Origin of the sequence: Glutamicibacter protophormiae, assembly GCF_016894325.1 — a bacterium.
Taxonomy (GTDB): domain Bacteria; phylum Actinomycetota; class Actinomycetes; order Actinomycetales; family Micrococcaceae; genus Glutamicibacter; species Glutamicibacter protophormiae.
The window spans coordinates 3,502,649-3,517,537 of record NZ_CP069806.1; the positions used below are offsets into that span (position 1 = coordinate 3,502,649).

The 14,889-nt window shown below is 63.9% G+C and carries 12 protein-coding genes; 8 read left to right on the forward strand and 4 right to left on the reverse strand.

The genetic code is table 11. From position 1 onward, the window contains the following. Nucleotides 1-410 precede the first annotated feature (410 nt). On the forward strand, nt 411-992 hold the full coding sequence (locus JQN66_RS16365; protein ID WP_204675963.1) for a hypothetical protein: 582 nt from the start codon (nt 411-413) through the stop codon (nt 990-992). Nucleotides 993-1,038: 46 nt separating this feature from the next. On the opposite strand, the gene JQN66_RS16370 is transcribed toward JQN66_RS16365, so the two are convergent. Beyond that, a complete protein-coding gene (locus JQN66_RS16370; RefSeq protein ID WP_204675964.1) occupies nt 1,039-1,749 on the reverse strand; it encodes a GntR family transcriptional regulator in 711 nt (236 codons plus the stop codon). A 136-nt stretch (nt 1,750-1,885) separates the two neighbouring features. Here JQN66_RS16370 and JQN66_RS16375 point away from each other — a divergent pair, with 136 nt between their 5' ends. The 6 genes from JQN66_RS16375 to JQN66_RS16400 all read left to right on the forward strand — a co-directional run bounded on the left by JQN66_RS16375 (nt 1,886) and on the right by JQN66_RS16400 (nt 9,587). Next, nucleotides 1,886-3,868 (forward strand): flavin-containing monooxygenase, encoded by a 1,983-nt coding sequence (locus tag JQN66_RS16375; protein ID WP_204675965.1) that lies wholly within the window; start codon nt 1,886-1,888, stop codon nt 3,866-3,868. Nucleotides 3,869-3,870: 2 nt separating this feature from the next. After that, nucleotides 3,871-5,241, forward strand: coding sequence for a carboxylesterase family protein (locus tag JQN66_RS16380; protein ID WP_204675966.1), 1,371 nt, complete (start codon nt 3,871-3,873; stop codon nt 5,239-5,241). A gap of 146 nt (nt 5,242-5,387) precedes the next feature. Further along, the gene (locus JQN66_RS16385; protein ID WP_204675967.1) at nt 5,388-6,272 is read left to right on the forward strand and encodes a VOC family protein; all 885 of its coding nucleotides are present in this window, start codon (nt 5,388-5,390) and stop codon (nt 6,270-6,272) included. Nucleotides 6,273-6,314: 42 nt separating this feature from the next. After that, nucleotides 6,315-7,205 carry a fumarylacetoacetate hydrolase family protein gene (locus tag JQN66_RS16390; protein ID WP_204675968.1) on the forward strand — a complete coding sequence of 297 codons (891 nt, stop codon included), beginning with the start codon at nt 6,315-6,317 and terminating at the stop codon, nt 7,203-7,205. Between the two features lie 50 nt (nt 7,206-7,255). After that, entirely contained in the window at nt 7,256-8,884 is a 1,629-nt protein-coding gene (locus JQN66_RS16395; protein WP_204675969.1) for an FAD-dependent monooxygenase, read from the forward strand. Next, nucleotides 8,877-9,587: a GntR family transcriptional regulator gene (locus JQN66_RS16400; RefSeq protein ID WP_204675970.1), complete on the forward strand. Its 711-nt coding sequence runs from the start codon at nt 8,877-8,879 to the stop codon at nt 9,585-9,587. The genes JQN66_RS16395 and JQN66_RS16400 overlap by 8 nt, the downstream gene beginning before the upstream one ends. A 61-nt stretch (nt 9,588-9,648) precedes the next feature. On the opposite strand, the gene JQN66_RS16405 is transcribed toward JQN66_RS16400, so the two are convergent. Then, on the reverse strand, nt 9,649-10,482 hold the full coding sequence (locus JQN66_RS16405; RefSeq protein WP_204675971.1) for an alpha/beta fold hydrolase: 834 nt from the start codon (nt 10,480-10,482) through the stop codon (nt 9,649-9,651). 257 nt (nt 10,483-10,739) lie between these two features. Here JQN66_RS16405 and JQN66_RS16410 point away from each other — a divergent pair, with 257 nt between their 5' ends. Then, entirely contained in the window at nt 10,740-12,563 is a 1,824-nt protein-coding gene (locus JQN66_RS16410; RefSeq protein ID WP_204675972.1) for an alpha/beta hydrolase family protein, read from the forward strand. Here the strand turns inward: JQN66_RS16410 and JQN66_RS16415 are convergent. Next, on the reverse strand, nt 12,548-13,729 hold the full coding sequence (locus JQN66_RS16415) for a glycerate kinase (protein WP_204675973.1): 1,182 nt from the start codon (nt 13,727-13,729) through the stop codon (nt 12,548-12,550). The two genes, JQN66_RS16410 and JQN66_RS16415, sit on opposite strands and share 16 nt — an antisense overlap. Nucleotides 13,730-13,798: 69 nt before the next feature. Continuing rightward, nucleotides 13,799-14,815, reverse strand: coding sequence for a sugar diacid recognition domain-containing protein (locus tag JQN66_RS16420; RefSeq protein WP_204675974.1), 1,017 nt, complete (start codon nt 14,813-14,815; stop codon nt 13,799-13,801). Between the last annotated feature and the right edge of the window lie 74 nt (nt 14,816-14,889).

The following is a 14,889-nucleotide window of genomic DNA, read 5'->3' on the forward strand; positions in this document are numbered from 1 at the left end:
GTCGAACAATGCATAACTTGAGATCAAGTAGAGTTTCCCTAGAAGGTTTCAATGGCGCTCTCACGCCATGAAGACGATGCCAGGCGCGCATCGGCGTCTGATCGAAAATTGAAGAAAATTCTTCAAAAATAGTTCGCCCCTCTATCGCAGATGCGGCAATTAGGCTGCAGAGCCGCGCAGGAGGGCACTTGGAGTCGTTGGGGACAACAAGTTGGCAGCTCGTCAAGCCTGAGCGCCAGCAATGCTCGAAATCCACTGCGTGCCGCTATTAAACGGAACCGAAGTACACTGAAAACCGGCGGGGCAAGCAAGCGACTGCAGCTTGGGGCAGCTGGCGCGATGCCAGGAACCAGAGGCTCACCGACAGGGTCGAGCCATCCATTTCGCCCCTCGGCAAGAATCAAGGTGAGATGAAAGAACAAGCCGTACAGAGCGAACCGTATATCTTGGTTCAGCACACAGTGACGGACCTAGACGATTTCGTCGCGCATCCCGAAAACTACTTGGTCAGCATGTTCCAGGAGCCTGGACGCGCCGCCAGCATATGGCGGGATCGACTGAAGAGAAACCCTTACGGCAGTGAAGGTTTCCTTTCGCTGTCGTACCACGGGATCGAATTAATTCCAGGCGAGCTGTGGGATGAAGTGACCGGAATCTGGTTCGAGTTGATTGAACTTGTCGAGGAGTATCTGCACAAGGGATCAGCTGAACGGCTGTTTCCAGGCCAGCCAGTACCGCTGCGGCTGGAGGTGGAGGAACGGTCGACGCTATTCACCGTGAGCCAGCAGAAGAACCGTGTTGATCCCAGCGATTTCATTCCGGGAATCCTGGAAGAAGCCCACCGCTACTTCACTTGGGTCGAAGAAAACATCGGAACGGGCGAAGGCCAGGCGCTCCAAGCCATCGATTCCTTGCATACCGCTTTCTTGAATAGGCGCATTCCCACACGGCACTCTCGGTCCCGGCCTCTGGAACCGAGCTTCCGAGAATGACGGCGGGCCGCATCTTGCCTTGGCTGCGCCGCGCAACAGGCTCCGGCTACTTCAGCAGCTTCACGTGCGGCAGGCAGGCCAAGCCCGCCTCGCCGCCATTCTTGACTGCGCTGAGCGTGGTTTCGTAGTGGGCTCGCAACAATTGCCCTGCCAATTCGGCGTCACGGTCCAAAGCCGCCTTCAGGATGTCGCGGTGCTCCTTGTCCAGATCGCGTTTGGCATCACGCGTTGCCGGCCCGGCCCAGCGCCCGTAGAGCTGGATGAGATCCGACAGCGTTCGGGTCATCTCGGTCAGCAGTGGAACTCCGCAGGCTTCGACGAGCTTGTCGTGGAAGGTTTGGTGCGCGTGATTCCATTCCGGGGTGTGGTTATCCGGGTCTTCGTCCGAACGGCGCGGAGTACGTTCCAGGGTGTGGTGCGCGGCCATGAGCTCGCTCTCCCACTCCAATGGCGCGCGCTCGAAGCCCAGCGAGATTGCCAACTGCTCATTGACGCAACGCATCTCCACGATGTCCGTCAGTTCGGCCAGCGACAGCTCGGGCACGAAGAAACCCTTATTGGGGCGAAGGGTCACCAACTTGTCGCCTACCAGACGGGTCAACGCTTCGCGAATGACCGTACTGGAGGTTTCATAGTGCTCGGAAAGGTGGGTGAGCTGCAACCGGGCACCAGGCTCCCAGCGCCCATCGAGGATATCGGTGCGCAGGGTGTCACGGATGTGCTTTGACATCGTCTCTGAATCGGTGCGTTTGGCCATAACCCAGATCATACCAAAGTCGGTAAAGAATACATTTTTAGTTGACTTATGCATAACTTGGAGGTGACACTGGTTACATAACGCGTCTGCCGGCCCTGGCCGCGCACGGCCCGAAAAGACTTGCTAGGAGTAACCAATGAGCGAATCACTGATCGAGACCGCCACCACCAAACAGGTAGATGACCTGTACTGGCGTGACAACTACTCGGCGATCACCGAAAGCGACGAGCAGCTGCGACAGATCGTCGCAAGCACCGAACTGCCGCCGCTGATGGTGGCCCTGGCCGCTGCCACCGGCGATTACTCGATCCTGCGTGATGAGCTGCGCCCGCCGCAGCCGCCGGTTGACACCGTTGGCCAGCCGCACGGCGGCATGGATGCCGCAGCGCAGGAGGCAGCCCGCGAGCTGGCCTTCGAGGCGCTGCGCACGATCCGCGACGAGAAGATCACCTCGGTGGGCACCCTGGATGACGAGCAGGCCACCACGATCCTTGACTGGATCACCAACCAGGCCACCAGCGATTACCACGAGATGCTCAAGCACGACATGGCGCTGGTCCCGGAAGTCAGCGGCGCACCAGCCTTCACCAAGGAACAGGTAGCACCGACCCGCGACTTCACCGTGGCGGTCATCGGCTCGGGCGTGGCCGGCATGGCCGCCGCCTACCGCCTGAAGCAAGCAGGACTGGACTACACCGTCTTCGAGAAGGGCCACGAAGTCGGCGGAACCTGGTGGAAGAACACCTATCCAGGCGTGCGCCTCGATACCCCCAACTACGCCTATTCCTTCTCCTTCGCGCAGCGCGATGACTGGCCGCAGCAGTTCTCCGAAGGCGCCGAAATCCACAAGTACACCCGCGACGTGGCAGAACGCGCCGGCATCACGCAGAACATCCAGGTCGGCACCGAGGTCCTCTCGGCGACCTGGGATGAAGAAGACGGCCGCTGGGTGCTGTCCATGGTCGTGGACGGCGGCCAGGTGCAGGAACGCCGCTTCAACGCCGTGCTCACTGCCGTAGGCCAGCTGGACCGCCCGAAGTTCCCCGACACCCCGGGCCACGACAAGTTCGCCGGCATCCACGTGCACTCGGCCGAATGGAAGCCGGGCATCGAGCTGAAGGGCAAGAAGGTTGCAGTCATCGGCACCGGTGCCAGCGCCTACCAGATCGTTCCGGCGATCGTTGATGAGGTCGCCGAGCTCAAGGTCTTCCAGCGCTCTTCGCCATGGATGCTCCCGACCCCGTTCTACTACGAGGACATGCCCGAATCCGTGACCTGGCTGGTGGAGCACCTGCCGCAGTACGGCCAGTGGCTGCGCTTCTGGCAGCACTGGCTGGGCGTCGAGGGCCGCCAGCACACCACCGCCGCGGATCCGAACTGGACCAAGGAAGGCTCGGTTTCGGCGATCAACGAGCGCGTGCGCCAGCAGCTAACCGAGATGCTCAAGGAGCAGTACGCAGACCGCCCGGATCTGCTGGCGAAGGTAACCCCCGACTACATCGTGGGCGGCAAGCGCATGCTGCGCGACAACGGAGTATGGGCCGAGAGCCTGAAGAAGCCGCAGACCACCCTAGTCACCTCGGGCATGAGCGAAATGACCGAGGCAGGAATCATCGATGGCGAAGGCACCATGCACGAGCTGGATGTCATCATCTACGCCACCGGCTTCCAGGCCTCCGAATTCCTCGAGCCACTGCGCATCACCGGCCGCGACGGCCAGGACCTCCACGAATACTGGGGCGGCAACGCCACCGCCTATGCTGGCGCCACCGTGCCGGGCTTCCCGAACCTGTTCATCGTTTCCGGCCCGAATACCGGCCACGTGGTCAATGGCTCGCTGTTCTCCATGATCGAGTACGGCCTGACCTACATCCTGGATGCGCTGAACATCGTGCTGGAAAAGGACCTGAAGGCATTGGATCTCAAGCAGGACGTGCTGGATCGGTTCGTCGCGGATCTTGATGCCGCGAACGCCCAGAAGGCCTGGGGCCACCCGGAGGTGCATACCTGGTACAAGAACAAGTTCGGCCGCGTCTCGCAGATCTGGCCTTACCCCATCGTCGAGTACTGGAACATCACCCGCGCGGTGGACCCGTCGCAGTACACGGAAATCCGCTAGGCATGGGCGTCTACCAATACGCCCGGCGCAGCGCCGGCCGCTTCGGCAAGCTCAGGGAGGTCATGTCTCCTGTCGAAGCGCAGCCTGCCATCTTCCCGCAGACCCCCGGTTCGCTGGATTGGCTGCTGGGCCCTGCCCTGCAGGAACTGCCGCAGAGCGAGGACGCCTTCCAGCTCGCGGTGTTCGCACCCGCGGCGGCCAAGGACCTTCCGGTGATGGTCTTCCTGCCCGGCGGCGGCTTCGTTTCCGGCGCCGGCACGGTGCGCTGGTACGACGCGCAGAATTTCGCGGAGCAGCAGAACTGCGTGGTTGTCGTGGTCAACTACCGCGTCGGCCTGCTGGCGCATCGCGAGGCTGTGGGCGGCGGCAACCTGCCGGTAGAGGAACTGCTGCTGGCCCTGCTGTGGCTACAGCGCAACATCGCCCAGTTCGGCGGCGACCCGCGGGAAACCACGCTGGCCGGCCAGTCCGCCGGTGCCTTCTGGGCCTTCGTGCTGGCTCAGCTCCATGAGGCACGCGGCCTGTTCAAGCGCCTGTACCTCGGCTCGCTGTCCTACCAGCCGCCCATGAGCCAGCAGCTGGCCGATGAGCGCAATGCGGTCATTGCCCGCGCACTGGACGGCACCACCTTGGAGCAGGCCAGCACCGAGCAGCTGCTGGCTGCCGGCGGGGCGCTGGCTGCAGCCTGGGCCGGCCGCGGCCTGGGCCTCTACCCGAGTGCCGACGGCGCGGTTCCGGCAGACCTGTTCGACGCCCGCCAGGCAGCCTCCCGGCTGCACGTGTCCGAAGTGCTGGTCTCCTACACCGCCGATGAGGCCAACGCCTTTATCGGCATGGCTCCGGAGCAGGCGTTCAGCGTCGATGCGGTGCGCGGCTTCATTGCCGGCAACTTCGCGCAGCCGCAGGGCGTGTTCGAAGCGCTGGCCGCCGAGGCGCCCGATGCCACGGCCAAGCAGCTGATGGCCAGGGCCATGACCCTGCACCAGATCCAGCTCTACGCTGTGGAATTCGCTGATCAGGCCGTTGCGCAGGGTGCCAGCGTCCAGCTGCTCGGCTTCGAGCTCAGCTCCCCGCTGCCCAACGCCGGGTCGGCGCACTGCTTCGAGTTGCCATTCCTCTTCGGCAACCGCCAGGCATGGCATGATGCGCCGATGCTCGATGGCATCACCGAGGAAACGTTCAGCGCCGCGGCCGCCCAGCTTGGCGGTGCGCTCGGAGCGTTCATCCGCACCGGACGCGCCGCCAGCGCCTCCGGAGAGAGCCTGCCGCTGCATGCGCCAGGCGTCCAGTCGCTGACCGCGCTCACCGAATCCGGTTTGGTCCAACGCGAGATCGACCGGCGTTTCGCGGCCAAGCGCCAGGTGCTGGCCTAAGTATTTGCGCGCCCGTCCAGCAGACCCCGGTTCGCGCGGACGGGCGCGCAAATTTCTTTCGCAGTAACACTGGACAATCTAACTTAAAGTAAATAATCTAATTATCTAGATCACAATATTTTTATTGCCAGCAGAAGGGATCCACCATGGCTTGGGGATTAATCAGGGAAATGGGCCACGTGTCCATCCAGACCAATGACATCGAAGGATCCATTTTCGACGCCACGCAGCTGCTCGGCCTGCGCGTCACCGAACGCACCGGCAACGAGGTCTACCTCGCCGCCAACTCGGTGCACCACGAGCTGACCTACGTCGAGTCCGAGGTCAACGGCATCCACTCGCTGGGCCTGATCGCCCAGAACGGCGACGCGCTGCGCGAGATCCGCAAGCGCGTGGCCGACGAGAACTTCAAAATCGTCTCCGAAACCCCGGTATCCTTGGGCGTCCAGGACGGCTTCTCGTTCGTCGGCCCCGAAGGCTGGATCTTCGAGGTGTACACCGGCATGCAGCACAACGACCGCGGCCTGCTCTCCTTCGGTCCGGATCGCTACGGCCACATCAACTTCCACCCGCGCGACGTGAAGGGAATGATGGAATTCCTGCGCCGCATCTTCGACTTCCGCCTCTCGGATGTCATCGGCGACGACTTCGCCTACTTCATGCGCTGCAACCCGGATCACCACGGCATCGCGCTGATCAAGGGCCAGGGCACCTTCCACCACCACGCCTGGCAGGTCCAGTCCATCGGCGACCTGGCCAAGCTCGGCGACCGCCTGGGCGCAGCCGGCCGCGAACTGATCTGGGGCCCGGTCCGCCACGGCGCCGGGCACAACATCGCCGCCTACTACGTGGAGACCTCCGGCGCCGTAGTGGAGCTCTACACCGACCTGGAACAGATCTACGACGACGAGCGCGACCCGATCATCTGGGGCGAAGACGAGAACTGGTGGAACATGTGGTCCAACCGCCGCACCGAGGACTTCCGCACTTTCGGCATCCCGACCGTCACCGAACTGAAGACCTTCATCTAACCCGCAACGCATCGCAAACACTTTTCGAAAGGCAACACCACCATGCAGTACGTATCCTTCAAGGCAGCAGACGGCACCGAGACCTGGGGCGTGTCCATCGACGGCACCGTCCACGACCTGGGCCCCTCGGGCAAGAACCTCGCGGCAACCACCCGCGACGCCATCGAGAAGGGCATCTTCGGCACCCAGCTGGATCTTTCCGGCGCACCGACCATCGCCGAGGCCGACATCGAATTCCTGCCCTCGGTCACCAACCCGGGCAAGATCATCTGCATCGGCGTGAACTACCTGGCCCACCAGGAAGAGTCGGGCAAGACCGGGCAGACCGCGCCCACCGTGTTCACCCGCTTCGCCGATTCGCAGATGGGCCACCTGGCCCCAGCCGTGAAGCCGACCACCACCACCAAGTTCGACTACGAAGGCGAAATGGCGCTGGTGATCTCCAAGGAAGCCTTCCACGTGGAGAAGGAAGACGCCTGGGATCACATCGCCGGCTACGCCTGCTACAACGATTTCTCCGTCCGCGACTGGCAGAAGGCCGCCAGCCAGTGGATCCCGGGCAAGAACTTCCCGGGCACCGGCGGCTTCGGCCCCTACCTAGTACCGGCAGCCGACCTGGGCGACATCACCACCGCAGTGCTCGAAACCCGCGTCAACGGCGAAGTGCGCCAGCAGGCCCCCGTCGCCAACCTGGTCTTCGACATCCCGACCCTGATCAACTACGTCACCGGCTTCACCAAGCTGAACCCGGGCGACGTGATCGTCACCGGCACCCCGGGCGGCGTGGGCCTGTTCTACGGCCCGGACGGCCTGATCAACCACGGCGACGTGGTCGAGGTCGAGATCACCGGCTTGGGCATCCTGCGCAACACCGTGGCCGACGAAGCCTCGCTGCTGGCCGGCGCGCAGGCGACCGCTGGCGCCAGCGCCTAGCCTCGCACCACCCGACAGAAGCACGAACGCAAGCAAGGAAGTAGCGGGCAGTGGCACAATCCCATGAAATCGACGTCCTGGTCATCGGTTCGGGCCCCACGGGCCTGACCGCCGCCAACCTGCTGGCCGATTCCGGCCTGCAGGTAGCGCTGATCGAAAAGAACCCGGGCAGCGGCGATGAGCCGCGTGCCATCAGCGCGACCGATGAGACCCTGCGCGTCATGCAGCACTTAGGAATCATGGACAAGCTGGGCCCGGAGATGCTTATGGACACCGGAGCCCGCTACTTCGGACGGGGCGGCAAGGTCATTGCCGATGTCCGCCCGGGCAGCCCACGGCTCGGACAGCCCGGCAAAAGCCAATTCGACCAGCCGGTCATGGAGGGTCTGCTCTACGAAGCCGCTCTGGAGCGGTCGAACCTGTTCCTGCATTACAACACCGAAGCTACCGCGCTCAAGCAAGACGGTGAGTGCGTGATTGTCAGCGCGACGCGTCGAGGCGACGCCAGTTCCGGCTTCAATGGCGCCAAGGCCGGGGATCTGGGGCAAGGAGCGCACCCGGCATCGGCCAGCTCGGCCACCGAGCTCGAATTCCACGCCAGCTGGGTCATCGCCTGCGACGGCGGGCGCTCATTCACCCGCCGTGAGCTGGGCATCGGTTTGGAGGGCTCCACGCAGATGGAGCGGTGGATCGTGGTGGATCTGCTGGATGTGCCAGGAAGCCCCGAGCCATTCGCCTCGTTCCATTGCAACGGCACCCGTCCAACGGTTGTTGTCCCCGGTGTGAAGGGCCGGCGCCGCTACGAGTTCATGCTCTTCGACCACGAAGACGGGGACCAGATGCTGTCCACCGCTTCGATCACCGAACTCATCGCCCCGTACCAGGACATCAGCACCGTCACCGTGCGCCGCGCTGCTGTCTACACCGCGCACCAGCGCATAGCCGATCGTTACCGCAAGGGACGGGTGCTGCTGGCCGGGGATGCCGCCCACCTCATGCCGCCGTTCGCCGGCCAAGGGTTGAACGCTGGCATCCGCGACGCCGTGGGTGCTGCCTGGCGAGTGGCTGCAGTCGTGAAGGGCGAAGGGAGCATGCAGCTCATCGACGACTACGAACTCGAACGACGCCCGCACGCCGCTTCAATGGTAAAGCTCTCCAAGCGCATAGGATGGGTTGTCATGAACACCAATCCAGCGATCGCCAGGCTTCGAGATGAGGTCATAACCGGTACTCGTCTCGTTCCGCCACTGAACCGTTGGCTCACCGGCATGCGTTTCCTGAAGCAGCCCCACTACACAAACGGAACCGTGGTCAAGCCGATGGCCGGCACGCCACGTGCAGGGCAGGATCTCGTGGGACGCATGCTGCCGCAGCCTGACGTAATGGTTCAGGGTAGTGCCGTGAAACTCGACGACCTGCTGGCCGAGGGATGGAACACCATCCAGGTCGCCGCCGGGCAAGAGCTCATCTTCACGTCCCAGGACGGTGAAACCCGCAACGCGGTGGACACCGGCCGCGTCTTCGATGCAGCCGCCGGAACCGTGCTGCTGGTTCGCCCGGACCGCTACGTAGCCGGCATTGCTCCGGCGCACCAGCGCGAGACCCTGCTCAGGGCGATGGCTGCCAAGGCTCCCGTGCTGGCGAACTTCGGAAAATCCCCGCAGGCCGCCCATGGCTAAGGCTTCGGAAAACTCGATCTCCGGAATTCGCGAAGCCATCCTGGACGGCGTCTGGGCACCTGGCGCGCGGCTTGCGCCCCCAGAACTCGCCAAGATGTTTTCCACCAGCACCACGGTCATCCGCGAGTCGCTGACAAGGCTGGCCGGCGAAGGCCTGGCAGAGTCGATTCCCAACCGCGGATTCTTCGTGGCCCAGCTAAACCTCCGGCAATTGCGGGACATGACCGAGCTGCGTTGCGTCACCGAAGCCCTCGCCGCGTCGCTGGCGGTCCAACGAGGCGACGTCAATTGGGAATCCAAGCTCATCGCCGTCCACCACAAGCTCTCGAAAACCCCGCGACGCAGTCCCGAGAGTCCCCAGCAGTTCAGCACAGAATGGGGCCGGGTGCATCGGGAATTCCACCAACTGTTGCTCGCCCCCTGCGACTGCCCGCCGATGCTGGCTCTGTCTTCCAATCTGGCAAATTCAACATTGCTCTACCGACGCTGGGCCGCCCCCTCGTCCGCGGCCAGTTCCCGCAACGTCGAGGCCGAACATCAAGCCCTGCTTGACGCCGCTCTCGCGCGCGACGGCGAGCTGCTCGGACGGCTGCTCCGCACGCACTATGAAAGCAGCGTCCAGGTCATTCTCGACGCGGGGCTTTTCGACGCGGAAACGGCACCCACCTCATCGGGAACGACCACCGGAACCGCTGCATCATAATATCCATGTCCGTCGGGGCGGTACCGCTAATGGTGGCTGCCCCGACTCGCACGCGGTAGTCCTATTTGCCGAGGAACCCCAGCAGCAGGTCGTTGACCTCCTTGGCATGGGTCCACAGCAGCCCGTGCGGCGCGCCCTCGACCTCGTGGTACTCGGCGGCCGGCAGCGCCGCGGCGAAGCGCCGTCCGGTGACGTCGATCGGCAGGATTTGGTCCGCAGTGCCGTGCACGATCAGCGCCGGCACGTCGATCTTGGGGATGTCTTCGCGGAAGTCGGTCACCCAGGTCAGCTGGGCGGCCACCGAGGCGTAGGGCGAGGCCGCGTAGGCCAGCGCCTTGTTCGCGGCCAGCGCCTCCTCGCTCAGCCGGCTGCCCAGGAACGTCTCGGTGTTGAAGAAGTTCTCGAAGAAGCCGGTGAAGAACGCATAGCGGTCCTTCTTCACTGCCTCCAGCATCGGGTCGAAGACCTCCTGCGGCACCCCCTCGGGGTTGTCCGCGGTCTGCAGGATGAACGGCTCCAGCGACCCCAGGAACGCGGCCTTGGCGATGCGCCCGGAACCGTAGGTGGACAGATAGCGCGCCACCTCGCCGGTGCCCATGGAAAAGCCCACCAGCACGGCATCCTGCACGTCGAGGGTTTCCAGCAGCGTGTGCAGGTCGGCGGCGAAGGTGTCGTAGTCATAACCCGTGGTGGTTTTGGAGCTCTTGCCGAAGCCCCGGCGGTCGTAGGTGATGACCCGGTAGCCGGCACCGAGCAGCGCCGCGGTCTGCAGTTCCCAGGAGGATCCGTCCAGCGGGTAGCCGTGGATCAGCACCACCGGCTGCCCGGAGCCGTGGTCCTCGTAGTACAGCTCGATGTCGGTGGTGTTCTCTTCTGCCACTTTCACGGTTGCCATGCTGGCCCTTTCGCCGACGGGGTCGCGGCGTCCGCCGCGCTGCCTCCCACGCTAGGCATCGACCCGCGCCGGTGGCAAGGGTTTGGCGCAAAGCGCCAGCGGGGCCTCAGTTCAGATAGGTGCGCGCGATGCTGAAGGCCGTGCGCTCCGGCAGCGTCAGCGCGGCGGCGGATTGTCCGAGCCGCCCGATATGATGGCAGGAAAACGTTGTCATATGTCCCTCATCGACCGTGCGGTCGACTGGAGATGGAGTTGTCTTGTCGAAGAAACCGGTTTTGCTGTTCTTGCATGGTGTTGGCGACGGCGATCCGAACGACAAGTGGCGCGCCCATCTCAATGACTCCCTGCTCCGCCTGGGATATCCGGAATTGGACCTGGAACAGGTGTTGGCCCCCAAATTCGCTCACGCGCTGAAAGGCCTGGATGACAGCGTGCCGGTACCGCCGCTGACGATCAAGCAGCCCTCGCGAGATGCCGCGCGGACAAACCGCCGGGAGTTCGAACGCCGGATGGGATCCGTCGAGTTCCACCTCGGACGCCACAACGCCGGCAAAGGCACGTGGTTAGGCGACACCCTGGTCAACGCCACGGTCGGGTTCCCGTTCTTTAAACAGGCCGACAACTACCTGCACAATCCGGCGATCCGAGCTAACGTCCTGCAGCGCATCCTGGATCAGGTGCCGACGTCGGGCCAGGTGGTGCTCGTGGGCCACAGCCTCGGCTCCGTGATAGCCGCCGATTTGGTCCGCCGCCTACCAGCTACGGTCGAGGTTGTCGGCATGGTGACCCTCGGAAGCCCTCTGGCCAGCGGCAAATTCAATGTCGACGACCTGCGAAAGACCTTGAAAGAGCCTCCGACGAACCTGTCATGGTGGGTGAACTTCTGGAACGCGAACGATCCGGTATCCGCGCATCGCGGTCTCACCTCGGTGTTCCCATGGATCATCGATTTCCGGACGCACACCGCTGTGCTCCCGCATTCAGCGCATTACGCGACGGGATACCTCGGCGATGATGCCGTGGCCAGCGCCATCGGCTACGCAATGTTCGGGTCGTTGTCCAGGGAAATCGTTCTGAGCGAGACCGGCTTTGATATTCCGTTGGACTACCCCGAGCAGCTCACCCTGCTGGCGTTGCGCTACGCCTACCTGATCAAGGATCAGCTGGCAGGCGACAAGAAGCTTTCGGGCGACCTGCTCGACCGCTATGCGGGAGCGCTTCGGAATGTTCAGGCCACAGCGGTCGAAGCCATCAGGAAACGAAACCACGATGAAAACCGGCCGATGCCTGCCGCCATTGCCCGGTTGGCCTTTGACCTGTCCGATCCGCAGGCATTGGCCCCCGAGCCAATGCCAAGCCGCCATTTCTCCAAGGACGAAGCAGTGGTGCTGCTGACGGTCTTGGCCGCCGAGAACATCATCAAACCTTTCGAAATTTCGGTTCCCAAAGAAAAGCTCCAAGTAGCGTTACGGGATCTCACCGCCGAGATGGGACTGACCAGCCAATTCGGCGCCGATGTCTTCGCTGCCGCGAAGACCGCTCAGGAAACGTTGGGCGGTGGGCGCGGAATCAATTGGATCAAATGGGGAGCGCTAGGAGCTGGAGCCGCAGCCATCCTTCTGGCCACCGGCGGTCTGGCACTGGCCGCCGCACCGGGTCTCGTCGGCGCGGCTGTGATCACCAGCGCCTTGGCATCATTTGGCCCCGGCGGCATGATTGGCGGCCTGTTAACTGCAGGCACCCTGGTCACCGCAGGCGGAGGAGGCGTTGCCTACGGCCTTGCCAGCCCCGGAACATCAGCAGAAGCCTTCGAGGCGGTCGTCGAGCGCAGGCTGGCGGCCGAAATTCTGAGGGAACGCCAGCATCTCGACCCGGACCCGACCGCGTGGTCGACATTCACCGACATCGAGCGAGCGGTGCGTCGTGAAAGCGAGCGGCTCGACGAGTTCTCGGACGAAGGTTCCCCGGCACTCAAGGAGCTGAAGCGGAAAATCGAGGCAGTAGAGCGCGCCTTGAAGTACCTTCGGGACAAGGAGCTGGAGCCTGCGCTTCTCTCAGAGGACAGCTACTCCGCCGTCTGACCATGCAGATAGGTGCGCGCGACGCTGAAGGCGGTGCGTTCCAGCAGCGCGAGGGTGTCGGCAGACAGCTCGGCCAGGCTCGCCGGGCCAGGGGCGATCGAGTAGGCCGCGAGGATTCCGGCCTCGGCCAAAATCTGGTCCTCCAAGCTGACCGAGCCGGCGATCACGATGACATCTCCCCCTGCGGCCTGCAGTACCCCGGAGACTACCTTGCCCTGCAGGGACTGGAAGTCCAGCCGTCCCTCGCCCGTGATCACCAGGTCCGCGCCGCCCATGATGCGGTGGGCGTCCAGCACCCGGGCGACCAGTTCCCACCCGGGAACCAGATCGACTTGGAAGTAGCTGCCCAGGCTGAAGGCCAGGCCGCCGGCGGCACCCATGCCTTCCTGCTCGCGCAGCACCCGCCCTGTGGCAGCTTCCAGCACATCGGCCAGCCGGCCTAGCCCGGCATCGAGGGTTGCGATGTCCTTTAGGGAAGCGCCCTTCTGTGGCCCGAAGATCTCGGCGGCGCCGTTCTCGCCCAATAGCGGATTGGTGACGTCGCAGGCGATTTGCCACACGACGCCGGCGGCACGCGGGTCCAGCCCGCTTGCATCGATGCTGTGCAGGTCGTTCAGCGGGCCGCCGCCCGGCTGCAGCTGGTTGCCGCCTGCGTCCAGGAACTTGGCCCCCAAGGCGGACAGCAAACCGGTGCCGCCGTCGGTGGTGGCGGAGCCGCCCAGGCAGAGGATGATCTGCTCGGCTCCGAGATCCAGCGCCTTGGATACCAGGGCTCCGAGCCCGTAGGTAGTCGCCGTCAGCGGCTGGCGCGGCACATCCGCGACCTGCGGCAGGCCGGCGGCTTCGGCTGCTTCGACTACAGCGACCTTCCCGTCGGCAGACAGCCCCAGCCGCGATTGCACCGGCCGGCCTAAGGCGTCGGTGGTTTGCACCGGCATCGCGTCGGTGCCCCAGGCATCAATCAGCGCTTCCAAGGTTCCCTCGCCGCCGTCGGCGAAGGGCACGGCGGTCACTGAGATTTCGCGGTCCATGCTGGCGGCGCCGGCGAGAAATCCGGCGCTGATGGCCTCGGCGACCTCGCTGGCGCGAGCACTGCCCTTGAAGGAATCGGGTACCACTGCGATTTGGAGCCCAGCGGCCGGCGGAGAGTTCGGTGTTGTGGTCATATATTGATCCTATGGAGATTCCTCCATAAGTCCTATAGGCACAAGCCCATATTCCAACCGGTTTGGACTCTAGAATATGTGCATTTCGCCCAGTCGGGCCCGGGCGTAGATGGAGTTGAGCAGGGCCAGCAGCTCGCCGGGAACCCGCGGATCACTGCCGGTGACCTGCTTGATCCGGTCCATACGCTGGATCAACGTATTGCGGTGGACCGTGAGCCGCGCGATGGCTTCGGTCTGCGTCGCACTGGCGGCCAGCGCCAGCAGAGTGAGCGCATGGTCTTCGCTGATCTGGGCCGTGCGCCGGGCCAGCGACCGGCAGTGTGATTCCGGCGCCCTGGCCGCGGACAGCGCCATGTCCTCGTTCCAGAGCTCGCGGAGTCCGGCAGCTGGAACCAGTGCAGGCACCGCGCCTAAGGTCCGCAGGTTCTCGGCGTCGACCAGCAGGTCGCCGGGCTGCGTTCGAGGCAGCCCGAGGATCGCTCGTGCAGCAGCCGGAACTTCGATTGGGCCGGAGGACAAAACCCACCGGGCACTGTTGATCTTCAAGGCAGCTTCGTGCGGTTCGGGATCGTCCTCGTCGAGCAGCAGGCTCAGCGACCATGGCGCGGTAAAGCCAAGCTGCTTGAGCTGCCCAGCCAAGGCCTTGTCGGTCGCGGACCCTGACACGAGCCCGGAGAGCATGTCGCTGATCTGGGTAGCGCGCACAGTGCTGCGAACATGTTCTTCCTGCTGGGTGAGCAGCAGCTGCACGGTCAGCGAAATCAGTTGGGCCAGCGACGCAACCTCTTGCGGCGTCCCGGTTACCCCCACGACACCCTGCACGATGCCGCCTGCATAGAGGGGCACGTTGACACCCGGCTGCTGCCCGGACACCGGATCGGCTTGGGCGGTGAAGACCGTGCGGTTCTCCTCCAACGCCCTGAGCGCGTCCGGATGCGGGTTGCCCAAACGCTTCGGGTCGGAGGACGCGATGATAATCCCTCGCTCGTCCATGATGTTCAGCGGGTGGTCGATGCGCGGCGCGATGGTCTGGACAACACGCAGCGCCACCGCGTGGGTGAGTTTTCCGGTTTCCTTCTGCGCCATAATTGGTAGTCTACCCACCATCTGACCTCGCGTCTTTTGGCTTCGTGGAGGTTGAGCCAAGCTTCTGCACAGAG